Annotated in this window: 17 protein-coding genes and 1 riboswitch; of the genes, 9 read left to right on the forward strand and 8 right to left on the reverse strand. The window is 44.5% G+C overall.

Translation table 11 applies throughout. The annotated features are described in order from the left end of the window. The first annotated feature begins 4 nt into the window (after positions 1 to 4). The 3 genes from R7P64_RS20465 (at position 5) to R7P64_RS20475 (ending at position 2,862) form a co-directional block, all read left to right on the forward strand. Positions 5 to 1,510: an inactive transglutaminase family protein gene (locus R7P64_RS20465; RefSeq protein ID WP_318123913.1), complete on the forward strand. Its 1,506-nt coding sequence runs from the start codon at positions 5 to 7 to the stop codon at positions 1,508 to 1,510. Between the two features lie 3 nt (positions 1,511 to 1,513). Beyond that, positions 1,514 to 2,482: an alpha-L-glutamate ligase-like protein gene (locus R7P64_RS20470; protein WP_005378387.1), complete on the forward strand. Its 969-nt coding sequence runs from the start codon at positions 1,514 to 1,516 to the stop codon at positions 2,480 to 2,482. A 227-nt stretch (positions 2,483 to 2,709) separates the two neighbouring features. Continuing rightward, positions 2,710 to 2,862: a hypothetical protein gene (locus R7P64_RS20475; RefSeq protein WP_005378381.1), complete on the forward strand. Its 153-nt coding sequence runs from the start codon at positions 2,710 to 2,712 to the stop codon at positions 2,860 to 2,862. 143 nt (positions 2,863 to 3,005) lie between these two features. On the opposite strand, the gene mukB is transcribed toward R7P64_RS20475, so the two are convergent. The 4 genes from mukB to cmoM are packed head-to-tail and all read right to left on the reverse strand — an operon-like array spanning position 3,006 to position 10,309. Beyond that, positions 3,006 to 7,469, reverse strand: coding sequence for a chromosome partition protein MukB (gene mukB, locus R7P64_RS20480; RefSeq protein WP_213960444.1), 4,464 nt, complete (start codon positions 7,467 to 7,469; stop codon positions 3,006 to 3,008). Positions 7,470 to 7,471: 2 nt separating this feature from the next. Beyond that, positions 7,472 to 8,197, reverse strand: coding sequence for a chromosome partition protein MukE (gene mukE / locus R7P64_RS20485; RefSeq protein ID WP_005378379.1), 726 nt, complete (start codon positions 8,195 to 8,197; stop codon positions 7,472 to 7,474). Next, on the reverse strand, positions 8,178 to 9,515 hold the full coding sequence (mukF, locus tag R7P64_RS20490; RefSeq protein WP_017634722.1) for a chromosome partition protein MukF: 1,338 nt from the start codon (positions 9,513 to 9,515) through the stop codon (positions 8,178 to 8,180). The genes mukE and mukF overlap by 20 nt, the downstream gene beginning before the upstream one ends. A 2-nt stretch (positions 9,516 to 9,517) precedes the next feature. Further along, positions 9,518 to 10,309, reverse strand: a complete 792-nt coding sequence (cmoM, locus tag R7P64_RS20495) for a tRNA uridine 5-oxyacetic acid(34) methyltransferase CmoM (RefSeq protein WP_025766915.1) — start codon at positions 10,307 to 10,309, stop codon at positions 9,518 to 9,520. A 114-nt stretch (positions 10,310 to 10,423) separates the two neighbouring features. Between cmoM and elyC the strand changes: the two genes are divergently transcribed. After that, positions 10,424 to 11,209 carry an envelope biogenesis factor ElyC gene (gene elyC, locus R7P64_RS20500; RefSeq protein ID WP_005387893.1) on the forward strand — a complete coding sequence of 262 codons (786 nt, stop codon included), beginning with the start codon at positions 10,424 to 10,426 and terminating at the stop codon, positions 11,207 to 11,209. Positions 11,210 to 11,280: 71 nt separating this feature from the next. On the opposite strand, the gene torR is transcribed toward elyC, so the two are convergent. Further along, positions 11,281 to 11,991: a two-component system response regulator TorR gene (gene torR / locus R7P64_RS20505; RefSeq protein WP_005378370.1), complete on the reverse strand. Its 711-nt coding sequence runs from the start codon at positions 11,989 to 11,991 to the stop codon at positions 11,281 to 11,283. Between the two features lie 266 nt (positions 11,992 to 12,257). Between torR and torD the strand changes: the two genes are divergently transcribed. From torD to R7P64_RS20530, 5 genes are all read left to right on the forward strand, one after another. Further along, positions 12,258 to 12,905, forward strand: coding sequence for a molecular chaperone TorD (torD, locus tag R7P64_RS20510; RefSeq protein ID WP_005378369.1), 648 nt, complete (start codon positions 12,258 to 12,260; stop codon positions 12,903 to 12,905). Positions 12,906 to 13,373: 468 nt separating this feature from the next. After that, positions 13,374 to 14,378, forward strand: a complete 1,005-nt coding sequence (gene purR / locus R7P64_RS20515) for an HTH-type transcriptional repressor PurR (protein ID WP_005378368.1) — start codon at positions 13,374 to 13,376, stop codon at positions 14,376 to 14,378. A 287-nt stretch (positions 14,379 to 14,665) separates the two neighbouring features. Beyond that, positions 14,666 to 14,755, forward strand: a riboswitch (cyclic di-GMP riboswitch). A 116-nt stretch (positions 14,756 to 14,871) separates the two neighbouring features. Further along, the gene (locus tag R7P64_RS20520) at positions 14,872 to 15,462 is read left to right on the forward strand and encodes a TfoX/Sxy family DNA transformation protein (RefSeq protein WP_005378367.1); all 591 of its coding nucleotides are present in this window, start codon (positions 14,872 to 14,874) and stop codon (positions 15,460 to 15,462) included. Positions 15,463 to 15,576: 114 nt separating this feature from the next. Beyond that, the gene (locus R7P64_RS20525) at positions 15,577 to 16,263 is read left to right on the forward strand and encodes a TVP38/TMEM64 family protein (protein ID WP_005378366.1); all 687 of its coding nucleotides are present in this window, start codon (positions 15,577 to 15,579) and stop codon (positions 16,261 to 16,263) included. 20 nt (positions 16,264 to 16,283) lie between these two features. Next, positions 16,284 to 16,604 carry a DUF2007 domain-containing protein gene (locus R7P64_RS20530; protein ID WP_017820033.1) on the forward strand — a complete coding sequence of 107 codons (321 nt, stop codon included), beginning with the start codon at positions 16,284 to 16,286 and terminating at the stop codon, positions 16,602 to 16,604. Between the two features lie 31 nt (positions 16,605 to 16,635). Here the strand turns inward: R7P64_RS20530 and R7P64_RS20535 are convergent, their stop codons facing one another. From R7P64_RS20535 to glgC, 3 genes are all read right to left on the reverse strand, one after another. Further along, positions 16,636 to 17,439, reverse strand: coding sequence for an alpha/beta fold hydrolase (locus R7P64_RS20535; protein ID WP_005387891.1), 804 nt, complete (start codon positions 17,437 to 17,439; stop codon positions 16,636 to 16,638). Positions 17,440 to 17,548: 109 nt separating this feature from the next. After that, complete coding sequence (gene glgA, locus R7P64_RS20540) at positions 17,549 to 19,006, reverse strand: glycogen synthase GlgA (protein ID WP_033905051.1); 1,458 nt, start codon at positions 19,004 to 19,006, stop codon at positions 17,549 to 17,551. Next, positions 18,996 to 20,213 (reverse strand): glucose-1-phosphate adenylyltransferase, encoded by a 1,218-nt coding sequence (gene glgC, locus R7P64_RS20545; RefSeq protein WP_005378352.1) that lies wholly within the window; start codon positions 20,211 to 20,213, stop codon positions 18,996 to 18,998. The genes glgA and glgC overlap by 11 nt, the downstream gene beginning before the upstream one ends. Positions 20,214 to 20,805 lie beyond the last annotated feature (592 nt).

Genomic DNA, 20,805 nt, shown 5'->3' on the forward strand with positions numbered 1-20,805 from the left:
GATTATGACGTCAAAAATACCGTTTTACCTTTCTATCATCTTATTGGTGATTGCGGGCATTGCTCTGAGTGTTTTCAGACATGAAAACTACGGCGTGCCTTGGACGCCAGGCGAAACTCGCCAGGTGTGGGATGTAGAAGCTCGTATTGAGTTCAATGCTAGCGGCAACGAAGTAAAAGCGTCACTTGCAGCACCTCATACACAAAGTGGTTACACACTTATCGGTGAATCTGCTTCCTCATCAGGTTATGGCGTTTCCTACATCAATGACGATTCAGGCCGTCGTGCAGAATGGTCAATTCGCCAAGCTCAAGGGCCACAAACCATATACTACAAAGCTCAGTTCTTAGTAGACCCTCAGGCTAAAGTCACTCCTTTACCGCCAACGGAAGACATTACGCCACCAACGCTTTCAGCACCACAAGCAGCAGCGGCAAATGCCCTTATCGAACGTGCGATGAGTCGCTCAGCCGATAATGTGACGTTTACTCGTGAGCTTATCAAAGCGCTTAATGACCCTGATAGCCAAAACTCGTCGCTACTACTGAACGATTTCAGCCGTACTGACGCACTGCATAACATTTTGCTTACCGCAGGTATACAGAGCAAAACCGTCGGTGTTATCGAACTAGAAGATGGTCGTCGACGCCAAACAATTCAACCAATGGTTCAGGTTTGGTCAGGTAAAGATTGGGTACTGTTTTCGCCAAAATCCGAACAAAAAGCAGTGAAACCCAACTTGTTAGTGTGGGATGAATCAAACGTATCCTTACTTGACCTTGTTGGTGGTAAAAATAGCCAAGTGCATTTCTCGATGATTAAGCAAGAAATGACACCACAACAAGCTACAAACAACAAAATAGAAGCAGATGGATTACTGAATATTTCAATTCATAGCTTACCTTTGGAAGAGCAAGCGATGTTCAAAACCATTATGCTCATCCCTATCGGTGCTCTGATCGTTGTGTTCTTGCGTGTGATTATCGGCCTGAAAACATCCGGTACCTTCATGCCTGTGTTGATTGCCGTTGCTTTTGTTCAAACTCAACTATTAACGGGTATTGTCGGTTTCTTGCTAATTGTAGGTACAGGCCTGATTATTCGAAGCTATTTGTCTAGGTTGAACTTATTGCTGGTAGCAAGGATATCTGCGGTCATTATTACCGTTATCATGATCATCTCGGTGTTCACCGTTGTTGCGTTTAAGATGGGCTTAACGGAAGGCCTAACAATTACCTTCTTCCCTATGATCATCTTGTCTTGGACGATTGAACGTATGTCAATCCTATGGGAAGAAGAAGGTGCGAAGGAAGTTGCTCTGCAAGGTGGTGGTTCATTGCTGACAGCGGTATTAGTTTACCTTGCAATGACGAACTCATACATTCAACACTTAACCTTTAACTTCATTGGTCTACAGTTGATTGTTCTGGCCGGTATTCTATTACTAGGTACTTACACAGGTTACCGCCTCACTGAGCTACGACGCTTCAAACCACTAGCGGAGGACTAAACGATGTTCGAAAGTTTTACTTCGCCGTCTAAGCTTCGCCATAAAGGCATTATGGGGATGAACAAGCGTAACCACAGCTATATTGGCCGTTACAATGATCGTTCTAAATACCCACTTGTCGATGACAAGCTAAAGACCAAAATTATTGCACAGGCAGCAGGAGCAACAGTTCCTGCCCTGATCGGTGTCATTCATAACCAAGCTGAAGTTAAGACTATCCACAAAATGGTTGAGAACTGGCCTGGTTTTGTGATCAAACCTGCACAAGGTAGTGGCGGTAAAGGCATTCTGGTTGTTACGTCTCATAAAAACGGGGTATATACCAAACCCTCCGGCTCTACAATTGGTAGGGATGAGGTCGAGCGTCACATTAGTAATGCGCTTGCTGGCCTTTTCTCTCTTGGTGGTAAAAATGACGTTGCTGTGGTTGAAAACTTAATCAAGTTTGATGACTGTTTTGATGGCTTCAGTTATGAAGGCGTACCAGATGTTCGGATCATCGTATTTAAAGGTTATCCAGTTATGGCGATGATGCGCTGCTCTACAGCGGCTTCCGACGGCAAAGCAAACCTTCACCAAGGTGCGGTAGGAGTAGGCATTGACATCGCGACAGGTAAAGCCGTCAGAGCGGTGCAGTTCGATCATCCAGTGACTCATCACCCTGATACAGGTAAAGACCTTTCGACCCTTCAAGTACCGCATTGGGAGCGCTTGCTGGAGCTTGCGTCAAGTGCCTGGGAAATGACAGGTTTGGGATACATGGGTACGGATATGGTGCTGGATAAAGATGAAGGACCTATGGTTTTAGAGCTTAACGCTCGCCCTGGTCTGGCAATCCAAATCGCTAATGGTGCAGGCTTACTTCCTCGTTTGAAACACATAGAGAGCCTTGGCACACCTGCTGAGTATCCAAAACCGATTGAACGCGTCGCTTACGCGGCAGAGCAGTTCGGTGTGAAGCCGTTGTTCTAACCCTCCGACATAATGTTCGTTATTACTCGCCAGTAATTGTCATGATTACTGGCGTTTTTGTTCCCGCATCCAAAAACCTTGCACTTACTCTCCTTATTAAACACATCCTTCTCATATATAAGTTGAATCAATGATCGAGCTAACAAAATCAACATAGATCGTTTCTTTTCTACTTTGCCTTTTGAGTATGATGAGAGCTCCCCTTACTCAACTTGAGAGGTTGGGAAATGCTAATAAAAGAAACAAATAATGATGAACCAGAGCTTGAAGAACAAGAGAGCTTAGACCAACACCTACAACGCTTGTCTGAGCTTTCTGTCCAAGCACTCGAAGAGCTTGCTGAAATGATCGAAGTCAGGGACGATATTCCAGAGGAATAAACGTCGCTTCCTCGTGAAGTTCCGCTAATAAGCCGAGACTGCCGTCCTACAGTCTCGGCTTGTCTTATGTTGTTCGAAGCCTACCTCGTAAATAGATACAAAAACGCCCGCGTTCATTGCGGGCGTTTTATTAGATTCGGAGTTTACGATTCAAACTCTTCAATCATCTCTTGCGCTTCAGTCTTAGGCTTATCCGTTTGACCAAAACCACGCAGACCAACTACGTGTACGTGCTCGTGGTCTTTAAATACCTTACGCACCAGTTTGTAGGTCGTACCTTTCTCTGGGCTGATGTTTTCTGGTGCCGCGATAAGAAGCTGCATATCCAGACGGTCACACAATTCGAACAATGTTGCGATCGATTTCGCATCCAGACGCGCGGCTTCATCCAAGAAGAGCAGACGACAAGGCACAATGTCTTTACTGCGCAGGCGGCGTGATTCTTCTTCCCAGCTTTGAACAACCATCAGTAGGATTGACTGACCAGTACCGATCGCCTCACCTGTTGATAGCGCGCCAGACTCAGCCTGTAGCCAACCATCTGTACCACGGTTCACTTCTACACTTAGCTCTAGGTAGTTACGGTAATCCAGTAGCTCTTCACCCAGAACCTGAGGAGAACGTTGACCCATATCGATGTGTGGGTTCACGCGTTGGAACAGCTTCGCCATTGCTTCAGAGAAGGTAAAGCGAGTCGATTCAAACAGATCTTTATGCTGCTCTTGTTGTGTCGCTAGGCCGTTCAGTAGCACTTCGTGACTTTCGCGGATCTTCACGTTTAGACGTACGCCCTTCACCTGACCAAACGAAATGTTCGACAGGCCTTGGTTCAGCATACGAATACGGTTTTGCTCACGCTGAATCGTCTTCTTGATGATGCTCGCTACCGACTCAGAGCTGATCGCTAGACGGTTTTCACGTTGCGTTAGCTCTTCCGTTAGACGCGCCAGCTCGACTTCCATCTCTTCGATTGCTTCAACTGGGTCATCAGTACGGATGATATCCTGACGAATACGCTCACGAAGGTGTTGGTATACAGCAATATAGAACAGAACTTTACGCTCTGGACGTGCATTATCTTCTGATAGACGCAGCGCATCACGCAGGTCGTCATTGTTCGCAACCGCTAGACGCAGCGCACCCAGTGATTTATCCGACATCGAACGCAGTTCATCCGCTGACATGTAAGCCAGTTCACGCTTGTGTAGACGACGCTCAACATCATTCTCACGCGCCAGACGAAGTACTGAACACCAGCCAGCTTTCGCAGCAACCACGAACGTACGCAGCTCAACGTATTCTTTCTGAACTTTCTTCAGACGTTTTGCCAAGCCTTTCATCTCTAGTTCAGTAGAGGTGATCGTGCGCTCGTATTCGCTCTTACGGCTGCGAGACGAGTGTAGACGCTCGTGCAGTTCGTCACGACGACGCATTGCGCGCTCTTCCGCACCTTCGTCAGCGTTCACGCCAAACTCTTGAAGTTCTTGTTTGAACTCTTGAACCGTTTCCAGTTTCGCTTGGTGTGAACTCTTCAATGATGCCAATACTTGGTTGTATTGGTTCATTTGACCTTGCGATTGCTTCAACTCTTCACGAGAGCGAGTACGCATTTGTTCAGCTTGAACCAGTTTAGCTTTTAGCTGCTCGCTCAGTTCGCTGCTCTTGTTCAGTAGGTCTACTGAATCTGAGTAAGCGAAGTAGTGACGACGTTCAACGAGATCTGAGAGTGCAAAGATTTGCTTCTTAAGATCTTGTAGCCGCTCGTCTGCCGCTTTGTATTCTGCTTCTAGTGCATCGAATTGCTCTGGGTCAGCATCAAGCGCAGACGCAATATTCTCTAATTGCGTGACGGCTTTTGCATGGTTGTTTAAGAAGTTTTTTGCCTCTGCAAGCTGAGCGATTTTCTCTTCTAGCTCATCAAAACGCGCTTGCAATGACTCATCTTCAACAAGCACCATGTGTGACGCTAGCTTGTCCAGAGAAGACAACGCTTGCTTGCTGGTTTGAAGCTGAGAACGTTGTTGTTGCTCTTTCGCATCCAGATCCGCCAACACGCGAGCAATTTGGTTACGCTTATCACGAATAGTTGCCAGTGCTTGTTCTGGATCGGCGTCAAAAGCAACCTGAATGTGGTTAGACACAAATAGGTTAAACGCTTGGTACAAGCGCTGCATTTTCTGAGAATCAAACGCCGCTTTCGCGTGTTTCTCTACCACTTCTTCTCGTTCGTTACGCAGCAACTCTAGACGCTGCTCACGTGCCGCACGGCCAAACAGTGGGATTTCAGGCAAGCGAGAGTAACGCATTTGGCGATCGTTCATACGAACGCAAACCGCGCCCTCTAACTCTTCTGCATCGAACGAGCTGTCATCAAAGGCATCGATGTCACCTTCAATGATGTACAAGTCTTCTGGACAGTCGTCTAGCTCTACCAGTTTTTCTTCGATGCCTGACAAGTCAGAAACAACGATAGCGTGACGAGCCGGACCGTACATCGCACTGAAGTAAGGCGCGTCATCAATCGTGATGTCATCGTAGATCTCAGACAGCAATACACCGCCCAGCGTATCTGCCAAACCTTTCAGGCGAGGGTCGTTTGAACCACCAGGAGAAGCTAGGCGCTCAATCTCAGCGTCTAGCTGGCTACGGCGCTCAGCAAGCTTATCTTTAGCTAAAGACAGCTCCCTTTCTTGTTCAAGGACAACTTGCATGTGGTTCATTACCGCATGGCGATCCTCAAGCTCTTCACCGCTCTGCTCTCTCAGTTTCTCTAGCGCATCGTTCGCCGCAATCCAAGCTGGTGCTATTGCTTCAAGCTTACTGATTTCTGCCGCCGCGTTTTGCTCTAGACGGCGCTGTTCACCACGCTGATCACGAACTTCTTCTTGAGCTATCTCTAGTGATTCGATTTGCGTCGCATGACGTTCACGTTCTTGTTCAAATGTAACCTCATCGGTTAGTTCAACGTGATATTGCTTTTTGTATTCAGCAACCAGTTCACGTGCTTGACGCTGCTGGTTAAGGCTGCGTTCGAGATCACGGTGTTGTGCTCGCCATTGCTGTTCGTTTTGCGCGATTTGTTGTGACTCACGCGCTTTCGCGATTGCAGTTTTCGCATGTTCAGACGCGTCTTTGCGCTCAACTTGACCAACGATGCTTTGTACCAGTTTAAGCGCGGTTTCAAACTGCTCTGCCGCTGCAGAAGACATGTCCAGTTTGTGCTTAACCGATAGCAACGCATTGGTGTTTTCTGATTCTTTGCTCTTAAGCTCAGAGACAAGCGCTTGTGCCGATTCTGCCGTTAGGCTGTCATCGCCAAGTAGCTGCTTCGCTTTCTCCAGCGCTTGAACTGCTTGTTGATATTGAAGGGCGCGAGTTTGCTGAACGTCAAGAGCTTGCTGGTAATCAGCAAGTTGCGTCTTAAGGCTATCCACCTCTTCTTCTGCAACGGTAGCTTGCTCTTCAGCCATCATCACGCGTTCTTGCGCTTCTTCGACTACCATCATTTGTTCTTCAAGACGCTCGCTCAGCTCTTCAAGATCTTCTTGGTAGCGTTCGATCTTCTCTTGCTGACGCAGCGCGTTTTGCACCAGTTGCAAGTGATCAGAAGCCGCTTGGTAGTCTTGCTCTAAAGAAGATTCTGACTCGATCAGCAGTTCCAGCTCTTCTTGAACGCGGTTAAGCAGATTGTTTTGCTCAATCAAGGTCTCGCGAGAACCAAATAACTCTGAACGCAAAGACAATGTCTGTTCTAGTTTTTTACGACGCTCGTTAGCATGGCGCATATAGTCCGCTGCCACGTAGTTGGTCGACTCTGTAATCAAATGTTTGAACAAGTCACGGTCTGCTTGCGTGGTTTTGATCGCTTCTAGCGTCATGCGGTTTTCACGCAGCGCCGATTCCATATCTTGGAACGCTTTCTTCACGCCGCCGTTTTGTGGCAGAAGGTAGTCACGTAGCGAACGGGTAATCGCACTTGAGATACCACCGTAAAGCGATGCTTCGATCAGGCGGTAGAATTTAGAACGGTCACCAGAGTTACGCAGTTTCTTCGGAATCACACCGAATTCGAACATCTGCGAGTGGTAATCCACGATAGAAGAGAACGCTTTGAATTGAACGCCTTCAAATTCTGCGATTGATTCTTTTACTTCATTGATTTGACGTACACGAGCTTGAGTCGCAGATACGCTTTCAACCAAGATATCCGTTGGTTTCACATGGCTTGGAAGACCTTGGATCACAAACGGTTTGATGTCTACTTTCTTATCACGACCCGCAACTTGCTGTAGTTTTACTGCAAACAATAGGCGTTGGTTACGTGAGTTCACCACGTCTAGCGCCGCATAACATGCGCCCGGCTGTAGCTTACCGTACAAACCTTTGTCGCGAGACGATTGGCTGCTGCCCGCTTCTGTCGTGTTACGGAAGTGCAGTAGCGTTTGGTCAGGAATCAATGCGGTGATGAACGCCGCCATTGTGGTTGATTTACCTGCACCGTTACCACCTGATAGCGTGGTGACCAGACCATCGATGTCAAACGTACGGGCAAAGAAGCCGTTCCAGTTGACCATGGTCAGCGATTGGTATTTACCGCGTTCAATCATGCTCATGCTTCACCCTCTTCTGTTGTTTCTTCTTGGGCTTGGTCGTCTTGATCTTCTTCAGACAATAAGCTGCCTTGGCTTGGCTCTTTGGTGTGCACTACTGCTTCACCATCACGGATCAGACGCAGCTGCGCTTCACGCATGTCATCGCCAATACGTACATCGGCACCAAAGCGGAATACCGCTTCACTGATGCTGAATTTACCGGTTTCACCGATGTTGATGATCATGCCTAGGCGACGCAGACGACGAAGTGACGTACGTACTTTTTCAAACAGCTTTTCTTTATCAAGGTCAGAACCGGTAGCACGGTTCGTCACTAGCTTCATCAGCTTATTTTCATCTGCTAGAGCAAGCAGTTCGTCGTACAGCTCTTGGTTAGTGAAGATGCCTTCGTGCGCAAGACGCTCTGGGCTTAGGTAAAGGAAACACAGTACCTTACCCACCAGCATATCCAGTTCAGAAAGAACACTACGGCCAATCAGAGATGTTGAACGTGGACGAAGGTAGAAGAAACCTTCTGGCGCTTTCACCAATTCGGTGTTGTAGCGTTGGTAGAAAGAAGAAAGCTCAAGTTCGAAATCCGACAACAACGCGTGGTTGTCTAGATCTTCACTTGAGATATGACGCCCTGCTCGAAGCATGCTGTCTAGCGCTGGGAACAGAGGGTTAGAAATTGCTTTTGCCAGATTCTCTGACATGTATTCATTAGTATCGGTCGATGACATTCGCTTGTACCTTTGCCCCAAATTCGTTGATTGCTTTCCAGTCTGGTTGAATCGCTTGGTAATCCGATTCTGAATACCCTAGACGTACAGCTTGATCGACGATAATGCGAGCTAAATCAAAATGATGAGTGTAAGGGTGCTGTGCAAGGTAATCTCGCAGTACCACACTCAAATCGATTGGTGTGCCTTGATCTTTATGCGCTTTTAGCATGTCACCAATTCGTTCAGACAGCTCATCATTGACTTGTTGAAACTCTTCGTATTCTACTTCCATCGGAACTTGACCCGTGACCTCGTCATCACGCAGTACTAGGGCCTCATCACGAAGGTCAGAAAGCCTCTCCGCATCTGCATAAGTCAGATACCAAGGCGCATCGAAGTAATCTTTGACGGATTGACGCAGACGCGAGCTAAACGCACGGTTCTTATCCATATCGATTGCAGTACGAATAAACTTGTGCACGTGTCGGTCATAACCAATCCAAAGGTCGATAGCTTGCTGGCCCCAGCTTGTGATTCGGTCTAGTTTCATTTGCAGACCAAACAAGGCTTCTTCGATAAACTCCAGCTCAGGGTCACCGTAAACAATTTCTTGAATATCGAGGATCTGAGTTTGCAGTTCATCACTGGCGGCTTGCAGCGTATCTTGAAGTTCACGCAACGTGCTTGATGTTTCTGACAGAAGTGCTTCACAGTTGTTGATCGCTTCGCGCCAGTCTTTGTTAAGCAGGTCAGCAATCTGTTGCTTCACTGACTGTTGCTGCTCATCCATAACACGTTGGTTGAGGTCAATTTGATCGAAAATTTCGCCTACAGAATATTTTAAAACACCGTATACGTTTTTCTTCCAGTGACCCGGTGTGCCACCTTTTTGTGCTGCCTCAATCGCTTTCGCCATTTCATCCGCTACCATGGATAGCTGGATAGAAAGACGCAGTTTCGAGAACTCACGGTGACGCACGTAGTAGTCGGTTATTCCTATCGCTAATGGCGACAAGCGGTAAATGCTCGCTCCGTCAGTAATCTCACTGACAAAACGGCTCATAAGACGCTGCTTAACCATCTCGTTGATCGCATTGTTCGCACGAAAAGCGGAGGCTTCGCCGGTCTCATCAAATAGTCGAGTGACGATGGCAAATGCATCATGCAGTTCACCTTCACCCAGTTCTTCATCGAACCTTTCATTACTCAGTACGGCAATGGCTATCAAAAATGCCAATCGCTCTGTGGTCAGGTTCAACGAGAAATCGTGCTGCTTAACCCAGCCAACCAGCTCATCGATTGGTTGCTCTGCAGCATTGAGAGTCATCTCACTCATTGTTATTCCTGTTTATCGTTCTTTTTAGCCCACACATGAATGTAGCGGCCTAATGAGAGGTATGGCTCTTGTCGACAAAGTTGTTTTTCTAGCGCCAACACATCTTCAAACTCGTAATCACCCATGTATTCCATATTGCCTATGTAATCACTAAATGAGCGAATACCAGATTTGCCACAAATATTAAAACCTGAATTTTCTATCCACTGGTAGACTTCTTCAGGTTTTAAGCCTTTTTGCGGCTGTAGTTTAAATCTTTTTCGGTGAGGCATGCCGTCTAATATATGAGGAATGTTGCCACAAACCACGTTTTTATAGACTAAACCGTGGTGGTTGTAGAACATGACTGATGCGATACCTCCCGGTTTTACTTGTTCAAGAACTGTTTCAAGTGCGGCCTTAGGATCAACCAGCCACTCCATCACAGCGTGGAACATAACCAGATCGACCTGTCCATCCATATGTTCACCGATGGATTGGACAGGCGAATGAATCAGGCGATACTGCTCAAGCAAACCGTTTTTTTCAATATCCTGCTTAGCCAACTGCAGCATTTCCGAAGATAGATCACATAAAGCGATTCGATGTCCGAGCTTAGCAAGCTTTTGCGACATTTGTGCCAAACCACCACCAGCGTCTAACACTTCTAGGGGTTGCTGGTCAGCATCTAATTCACTTAGAATCTGTAGAAAATCTTCCCACACAATGATTTGGCGGATCTCCCCTTTATCGGAGCCGTAAATATTTTTTGCAAATTTGTGGGCGATATCGTCGAAATTGCGGTCTTCTGTCACTTCTGCTGAGTTATCATAACGGATTGTGCCGCTATTCTGGCACAAGGAAAGCAGGAATAAAGAGGGATACCCTCATTTTTATTATCAATTGATGTTTTTTCGGACTATTTATGTATGTTTGAGCTGAAAAAAGTAGTGTCAGCCATGCTTATGCCCCTTCCGGCATTGCTGCTGATAGGCTTGTTGGGTCTTGCTCTCATTAGTTTTACTACAAAACGTAAAACTGGCTGCTTCGTTGTTCTATTCTCTTTTGTTGGCATTTTTCTTGTTGCCTTCCAACCTGTTTCAACCAAGCTTCTTATGCCGTTAGAGCGAGAGCATAAAGCCTTTTTGCCAGTTTCTGGCACCATCGACTACGTGATGGTTTTAGGGAATGGTCATGTTATCGATGACGAAATTCCACCCACCTCGCAGTTAAGCCGTGCAGCATTAATGCGCTTAACTGAGGGCATTCGTATTTTAAGAATGTATCCAGGCGCGAAATTAATCTTATCCGGCTATGCTGGCGGATCTGAAATTAGCCACGCGCGAATGATGGCGAACGTTGCCCTTGCGTTGGGAGTCGCGAAATCCGATATCATTTTATTAGAAGATGCGAAAGATACGTGGGAAGAGGCGCGTCAAGCGGCTGCATTCGTTCAACAAAAGGAGATTGTGTTAGTCACTTCTGCGAGTCACATGAGCCGTGCATTGTATGAGTTCAACGCAGCAGGCATTAAACCAATCCCAGCCCCGACCAACTTCTTAGCTATTAGCGAGATAAGTCAACCTTGGGATAAATACTCACCTAAAGCGCGTTACTTAGAACAAACAGAGCTTTATTGGCATGAGTACTTGGGCAGTATTTGGCAAAGGTTGCGTGATACTGTCGGCCAAACACCAATGGTTGAAGCAAACTAGTATTATCTTGAAGCCACAAAAAAGGAGAGCCGAAGCTCTCCTTTTCTTTTTACGATTGAGTTATGTTCAAACTAGTCACCAGCAAACATATAGCCTTCGCCGTGCACCGTTACAAAAATCTGTGGGTTCTTAGGATCGAACTCCATTTTTGCGCGCATACGTCGAATAAGAACATCAATGGTGCGGTCATTCGGCGCATCCACTCGATGGCTGATCATGTTCAAAATACGCTCACGACTTAACACCTGGTTAGGGTAAGACGATAATGCCACCAAAAGTTCATACTCTGCTTTAGTTAGTTTTACTGGCTCACCGTTGCGGCTAAGTGCGCGACGTTGAATGTCGAATGTCCACTCCCCAAAGCGCACAATGTGCTCTTCACTGGTTTCATTCGCTTTCGAGCTGCCACTGCGCGCTGCTGAAATACGCCACAGCAAGTTTTTAACGCGAACTAACAGCTCTCTCAGTTCAAAAGGTTTTGTCACATAATCGTCAGCACCCATTTCTAGGCCTACGATTTTATCAATGCTATCCGTGCGTCCTGTTACTAATATGATACCAATATCCGATTGGCTACGTAACTCACGAGTAAGCATCAGGCCGTCTTCACCAGGCAGGTTAATATCCAGCATGATCAGGTCTACATCGCCCGCTTGCAAAACTTCACGCATTTCTGCGCCACTCTCTGCTTCGCTGACTTGGTAGCCCTCATTTTGGAAATATCCCGCAAGCTTACTACGAGTTACAACATCATCTTCTACGACTAATACGTGATAGCTCATTTACACCACTTTTCTGTCTTCTTATTATCCAAGACGTATTCTATTCATAACTAGTAACATTTCTAGTCATAGATACATTAAAACGCAAGATTTAGCGTTTTTATTGATTCAAAACAAGCTTGCCCATTGCTATTAATAAACGGTCATTTTTGACCATAAAACATAACAATTATAGTTACTGCTATTCATTTTAATTGATTACACTTAGGGGATATCCCTAATTGACTTTGTGATGCATGACTTGAAGCATCATTCAGGAGCCCAAAATGCAAGAAGTGAAAGCTTTTAATGAAAAACGCGCTGAAATTTACTGGTGGTTTTCGAGCTTGTTCGCAAAAGAACTAACAGAGAAAGAATTGGAAGCCTATCACAGTGTTGAAATTCGCAGTTTTCTCGCAGGTTTAGGTGAAAATGAGTCGCTAAAACCAGCCGTTGATAGCCTAGTTGATGCGCTGAATCGGTTACAAGATCGTGAAGATGCACAACTAGAGCTTGCAGCTGACTTTTGTGAACTGTTTTTGAAGACAGAAAAATACGGCGCTCTTCCTTACGCATCCATGTACATTGGTGAATCAGGTTTACTGAATGACAAGCCAGCTGAGGAAATGGAAAAGTTGATGGCTGAATTTGGCGTTCAAGTAGACGAAAACCTAAAGGAACCTGCGGATCACTTAGCCGTTGAGCTCGACTTTCTCGGGAACATGATTATCCGCTCAAACGAGCTTGAACAAGAAAAACACATGGAAGAAGCCTTCGTTAAACAAAACGACTTTATCCAGCAGCAATTGATGTCTTGGTTACCTCAGTTTTCAGACAAATGTAAAAAATTCGACGAATTTGGATTTTACTCGAGTGTCGCGAAACTATTAGTTGCATTTTGTAAACTAGACAGCGCCTACCTTCTTGGTGAATAATTGCCGCCTATTTTTAGGGAGCCTGCCTATCGGGCTTCCTGTATGCCTGAAAGTGACCAATTGTAAGTAACTTGGGTATAATATTCGTTTGCCTTAACTTAGCGCAAAGACGCTTGGTTATTTAGCAGTCAAAATGTGACTTCAAATACACAAATCTCTTGCTGAAAACATTGCTAGTCAGTCCACATAGGGCTAAAATGTGAGCGCAAACGATTAAATATGATTTATATGTAAACCGCTGAAATATAGCGGTTTTTGTGTTTTCTTAACAGGTTGATGGCAATTTCTCATCAGATAGAAAAAAGATAAAATTCATCGACCGATGCTGCTACGTACCCTTTTGTCGCACTTGGATCAACCGCTGCCGAGACACTTAGCGCCAATTTTATATTGCTAGGTGTGAAACCATTAGAGCATCAGGTACATCCAATACGACATATTTCAGTAGCTCGATACAGGACACCATTTATGGCCACGATAAAAGACGTTGCTCGCTTAGCCGGCGTTTCCACTACGACAGTTTCGCACGTTATCAATAAAACGCGTTTCGTTGCAGAAGCAACGCAAGAAAAAGTAATGAAAGCCGTTGACGAGCTGAATTACGCGCCAAGTGCCGTTGCACGCAGCCTAAAATGCAACTCAACTCGTACGATTGGCATGTTAGTAACTCAATCAACTAACCTATTTTTCTCAGAAGTGATTGATGGCGTTGAGAGCTACTGTTACCGCCAAGGCTATACTCTGATTTTATGTAACACAGGCGGGATTTACGAAAAACAACGCGATTACATTCGTATGCTGGCTGAAAAGCGCGTTGATGGCATCCTAGTGATGTGTTCTGACTTAACCGAAGAACTAAAAGAGATGCTTGACCGTCATGCGGACATTCCTAAAGTGGTCATGGATTGGGGCCCAGAGAGCTCACAAGCAGACAAGATCATGGATAACTCAGAAGAAGGTGGCTACATTGCAACCAAACATCTGATTGACAATGGTCATACGGATATCGCTTGTCTAAGCGGTCATTTTGAAAAGCTTGCTTGCCAAGAGCGCATTGCAGGTTTCCGTCGCGCAATGAGCGAAGCGAACCTAGCTGTAAATGAAGACTGGATCCTTGAAGGTAACTTTGAATGTGATACGGCCGTATTAGTTGCAGATAAAATTACCGCAATGGACAAGCGCCCGACGGCGGTATTCTGTTTTAACGACACAATGGCTCTAGGCCTAATGAGCCGCTTGCAACAAAACGGGATCAAAATTCCTGAAGATATTTCAGTGATCGGCTACGACAACATCGAGCTTGCGGAATACTTCTCTCCACCGCTAACGACTATCCACCAACCTAAACGTCGTGTTGGTAAAAATGCATTCGAAATTCTACTTGAGCGTATCAAAGATAAAGAACACGAAAAACGAATTTTCGAAATGCAACCTGAGCTTGTAATTCGAAATACTGTGAAAAAAATGAACTAAATTTCACTGTATTTAACCGTGTTAAATAAGCGCTCTACAGGGGCGCTTATTTTTTTGGAAAAATTAAGCATTCTCTAATACTTCACACCACTCTAATAACAATTGACTAACGTTAACTCCCTGTTTTATATAAATGTAATATATATTAAGAACTCCTTTTCAAAGGCCAATTTGCACCTTTCCATATGCAAAATAGAGCATTCAATCTATCATTTTTATTGAACCGAAATCACACTTTTAACGCTAAACCGTGATGTTAATTCAATATAAGAAGTATGCTCATTGTGTCACGCACAGGGCAAACCATTCGAAAGAGTGGGACGCAAAGCCTCCGGCCTGAACCATATTACGATATGGAAGGTAGCGGGGTTACCGATGGCAAGTGTGTAAGCAATGACTTTACTCTGTAATGACATTGTTTTTACGCATGTTTGCTACTCTCTCGGACCTGACTTTTGGTGGCGTAATATTAATTACACCGAGATAACAAAACATGGATAAACCGATACTCAAAGACTCTATGAAGCTATTTGAGGCACTTGGTAATATCAAGTCGCGCTCAATGTTTGGTGGCTTCGGACTATTCGCTGATGAAACAATGTTTGCACTAGTGGTAAATAATCAGCTTCATATCAGAGCAGACCAAAAAACTTCATCTGACTTCGAGAAACAAGGGCTAAAGCCTTACGTTTATAAAAAACGTGGCTTCCCAGTCGTTACAAAGTACTACGCTATTTCCAGCGATTTATGGGAATCAAGCGAACGCTTAATCGAAGTAGCGAATCAATCATTGAAAAAGGCAAAGCTTGAGAAAGAACAGCAAGCAAGTACAAAGCCTAACCGTTTGAAAGATTTGCCTAACTTACGACTGGCTACCGAGCGCATGCTAAAAAAAGCCGGCATCGAATCCGTAGAGAAGCTTGAAGAGGAAGGTGCGCTTAACGCCTATAAAGCGATAAGAGATACGCACTCTGCAACCGTCAACATTGAGTTGCTATGGGCACTAGAAGGTGCTATCAACGGCACTCATTGGAGTGTGGTACCTCAAGCTCGCCGAGATGAGTTGATGAACGGCCTCCAATAAAAGTCGGCCTAAAAACTATCTTGTAAAACCGCAGTCTAATCTGCGGTTTTTTTGTGAAATTTTTTCGGTTTTCCTACTGTCTTATTACATATATCCCAAATTGGAATCAAAATTATGAATAAGAAACTGATTTTAGGTCTCATCCTACTAGCGGCTATCGTCTTTTTAGGTATTAACTTTGGCCAGTATTTAACCTTAGAGAATGCAAAAGCCCAACAAGAAGCACTAACTACATACATCGATCAGAATTTTGTATTCTCGGCTGCGATTTACTTTTTTACCTACATTGCAATTACCGCTTTTTCTATCCCAGGAGCGGCAGTAGTCACCTTACTTGGTGCAGCCTTATTTGGTTTTTGGACAAGCTTGCTACTGGTTTCTTTCGCTAGCACTATGGGGGCAACACTGGCCTTCTTGAGCAGCCGATACTTATTGCGTGACTGGGTACAAAACAAATTCGGAAATAAACTCAACGCAATTAATCAAGGTGTCGAAAAAGACGGAGCTTTTTATCTATTTTCCTTGCGTCTAATCCCTGTATTCCCTTTCTTTCTAATCAACTTACTGATGGGCTTAACACCGATGTCTGTAGGTCGATTTTATCTCACTAGCCAAATAGGTATGCTGCCAGGCACAGCCGTATATCTGAATGCAGGTACTCAATTAGCAACAATTGAAAGCCTATCGGGCATTGTTTCACCCGCAGTATTAGCGTCTTTTGCGCTATTGGGACTATTTCCAATCATCACTAAATGGGTTATGAATAAAGTAAGGCCGACACCAAGTCAGCAAAACTCGTAATTGGTGAAGTGGGTATTTTGATGAAAATATTTATCGCTAAAAACCCAGCAGAAGCACACATTGTATGTGAGCTGCTTAAAGTGGAACAAATTTACTGTGAAGTTCGCGGAGAAGGTATTTTCGGCTTAAAAGGAGAACTGCCGTTTGGTGATGATACCGATCCTTATGTGTGGCTTTTTGACACGGCACAAAAGATGAAAGCTGAAGAAATAGTAAAAGCATATCGAAAACAATCCGATAGGCATGAGTATCAAGATTGGCAATGCCCAAAATGTCATGAAATAAACGAAGGGCAATTTGGTGCATGTTGGCAATGTGGATATCAACTAGGAGAGCTATAGCGGCTCTCCTATTCAGTGGATGCACTCAGTTTTAAGCACATACAGCTTGCTGTTTAATAAACTCGATGGAGTGTTGATTGAAGTCTTCTGGACGCTCTACATTGCATACATGACCACAATTCGGGATTTCTCGTAGAATGCTGAGCTTATGTGCTGCAACCATTTCTTTGACAGGTTTAATAAACATGTAATCCCTGTCGCCCATTAAGTAAAGAGTCGGAATGGGTAACTCTCGATCTTTAAAATATTTCATTAACGGATTTACATCAGCGGCAAGAATAAACCAACGTTTAAATTCTTTTTGGCAAAGCTTCTTGGCTTCGCGAATAAAAAGGTGGCGAGATTCTCGTTGGCTTCTTTGAGGCATAACAATATAAGCGAACAGTTTGTAGAGCCACATGTACGGTAGGATATGCTTACAAAAATTACCTAATTTCACCAATATCTGAGAACGAGTGTTAAGCCTTGTGACAGCACCGCCGAGCACCATCGAACGTACGCGCTCTGATGACAATTCAGCAAGGTTTCGAACAATAATTGTACCAAGCGACATACCGACAAAATGAGCGGATTGGATCTTTAAATGGTCCAACACTTTCAAAATATCTTGGGTAACTTCCGTAAAGGTATAACGGCTAGCAATGAGCTCTTTAAGTAACTGATTTGACTTTCCATGACCTCTTAAATCGATCAGCAATAAGTTAAAGTGTTGCTTGTAAGCTTTAATTTGCTTGAACCAGATAGAAGAGCTACCACCAGCACCGTGCACAAATACAACCCACTCATGACTAGTAGGGTGCAAATAGGTTTTATGAAAAAGTAGCGGCTGGGTCATATTGAGTATCAAAAAGATCGTGCTATTGAGTAAAAAGCCATCCTACCACACTCCCCTTACTCAAGATAATAAAGGCACCTCATTCGGTGCCTTTCGTTACAGTTTTAAGTCAAACTAACGCTGAGTGGTAAAGCTGCAAATAAGATTCTGCGGCCTTTTGCCAACAAAAGTCTTGTTGCATCGCGTGCAACTGTACTTTATTCACTTCAGGCTCGTTTTGAGCGTAGAGCAACAGTGCCCTTAGCATCGTTAACAACAATGCCTGCGGTGTCGGTTCGAAAAAAACAAACCCCGTTGCTTCAGATGGGTTTACATCATAATCGCTAACGCTGTCCTTTAAGCCACCAACACCGCGTACTATCGGTAATGTCCCATAAGCCATACTATAGATTTGGTTTAAGCCACATGGTTCAAACTCAGAAGGCATCAAGAAGAAATCAGAACCAGCTTCAACGATATGCGCAAGTTCATTGTCATACGCTTCTACAAAGGCAAATTTGCTAGAAAACTGCGCGGCAACCTCTCGTAGCTGAGCGGCAAGAATAGGGTCTCCGGTCCCAACGACAACTAGCTGAACATCGTGCTTCAAAAAATCGGCCAAAGCAGGCAACAAGTAATGAACGCCTTTCTGCTGGGTCAATCGACAAACCATACCGAACATAGCTACATTTTTTTCGGGCAAATTTAGTCGTTGTTGTAATGCTTTTTTACAAGCTTTCTTCCCTTGCGACATACTTTGCTGGTCGGCGCAGTAATTAACTGGCAAGTAAGTATCCGTTTCCGGGTTCCAAGCACTGTAATCACAACCGTTCAAAATACCAACTAAGTCCTGCGCGCGTTGCTGAAACTCCCAAGCCATTCCATGACTGCCAAGCTCTGTTTTGAGTTCCTCTGCGTACGTAGGGCTGACCGCGTTTATCTTATCTGCATTCATTACACCAGCTTTGAGCATCGTAATATGCGTTGCACTCACCGCAGCATCGGGAACGTTTCTACAATGAAACTCTGGCAAACACTGCACGTCTTCATAACTAAATACGCCTTTAAAGACCGCATTGTGAATTGAAATGACGCTTTTAGTATGAGCAAAAAACGGATCATTGCCATACCTGTGCTTGAGCAAAAATGGAACAAGACCTGTGTGCCAATCGTTCGCGTGTATGATATTAGGTTGAAAGGCGAGCTTGGGTAACATGTCGAGACATGCTGCACTAAAAAACGCAAAGCGCTCGCCGTTATCAGTATACGCTTGGTTGTTCTCCGCATACATTGATGGTCGATTGAAATACGGCGGACAATCAATCAGGTAAACAGGATTTTGACCTAACATGAGCCGCAAAACTCGATACTCCGTATGCGGCCATGATGTTAATTCTGTTTCTAATACAACTTCTGCGTCTGCGAGTTTATCAATACTGCTGTACGCAGGGATGGTAATTCTTACGTCTTGCTGTAGGTTTTGAAGGGCTTCCGGTAGTGCCTTGGCAACATCTGCCAAGCCACCACTTTTAATGAGGCCTTCAACCTCAGAAGCTACAAACAGAATAGATAAGTTGTTAGTAGCCAACTCGAGCTCCTTTCGGAATAACAACAATGCCCTCCTCAGACACGTGGAAGTGTTTTTTATCTTCTTGAAGATTCACACCAATCTGAGTACCAGGAGCAATATCGGCATCCTTGTCGACAATCACACGACGTAAAACACAGCCTTCGCCAATTTTTACGTCACCAAGAAGTATACATTCGCTGATATCGCAAGCAGAAGCAATATTACTGCGAAAACCAAGCACCGACTTTTCGATTCTTGAGCCTCTAACATAGCTGCCATTACACACTAAACTATCTATTATCTGCACACGACCATTATCAGAGTCGGTAAATGTCGCAGGTGGCAATGGTGGGTAGTAGGTGTGCAATGGCCATTTACGGTTGTACAGCGAAAATGGAGCATCTTTTTCTAGCAGATCCATATGCGCTTGCCAGTACGCATCAATAGTTCCGACATCACGCCAGTACACCTCTTCTTTTTCGCCACTGATTTTGTTGGTACTGAAGTCATACACGAACACATCACCTCTAGGGAACATCTTTGGAATGATGTCCTTTCCAAAATCATGTGATGAAGCTTCATTATCCGCATCTTCGACCAACTCTGAGAACAGTACCTGAGCTTCAAAAACATAGTTACCCATTGAAACTAAAGCGTAATCAGGGTCACCAGGAATCGACTTCGGATTTGCTGGTTTTTCTTCAAAGCCAATCATACGACCTTCACTATCGACTTCGATAACCCCAAATTGCGACGCCTCTTTTAGTGGCATGCGCAATGCAGATACCGTCAGAGAAGCCTTCTTTTCTGAGTGGAAGTTCAGCATTTGTTTGATATCCATCTTATAGATATGGTCAGAGCCAAAAATACAAACTTGCTCTGGTTCCTCTAATTCCATAAAACGCAGGTTTTGATAGATCGCGTCCGCCGTCCCTTCGTACCAACGTTTACCAGTACGCATTTGAGCGGGAATAGGATCGATAAAGCGGTCTGTAATGCCGTTGATGTTCCACCCCTTTTTTAAGTGATGGAATAAAGATTGAGATTTAAATTGGGTTAGGACGTAAATGCGCATCAGATCCGCATTAACAAAATTGTTTAGAGCAAAATCGATCAATCGATAACTACCACCAAACGGTACCGAAGGTTTACTGCGAGATTCCGTTAAAGGTCTCAAACGAGAGCCTTCACCGCCAGCAAGAATCATTCCCAAAACACCAGCCATTTGTTGTTCTCCATATCGTTATAGCTTGGATTTGGTACTCGCTTGAATGAGTCATACTCGGGGAGTCAAGCGAATACATTTAGCAACCGTCTCTGAGTTTCTGTGAACTCTTACAACACGGATAAAAAAGCTACGGCACTTCCAGTATGCAACGTCCACTCTTTCCTTATTTTTTGACGCAAACAATGCACACAGTTGCACTAATTTTTGTAATAAATTATCTAAGCGGGTTCTAAATTACAATTTTTAATACGCCATTCTGTGTACCATACAGCTCTTGCGTACTCAAGACGATATCTAGATCACACATGGAAAAGCAAACGATTACATTGTGAAAACAATTTACGAACGGATTCACTACACCGCCGATTTTTTAGCCCAATGTATAACAAATATGTGAATGCAAAATGAAAGTTACAACGAATATTTTTTACATAAAAAATACATCAGCGACTACGAAATATTGATGCAGGGATCTTCTTGCGTCAGCAAAACTCAGTCAAAGCAGCAAAGATCTATACGAACAACACAGTGGCCTTTACGCAAAAACAAAACGCAAAAAAGGCAGCGATATCGCTGCCTTTTTACATTA

The sequence above is a fragment of the Vibrio sp. 2304 genome (assembly GCF_033339475.1).
In the GTDB taxonomy this organism is placed as follows: Bacteria; Pseudomonadota; Gammaproteobacteria; order Enterobacterales; family Vibrionaceae; genus Vibrio; species Vibrio alginolyticus.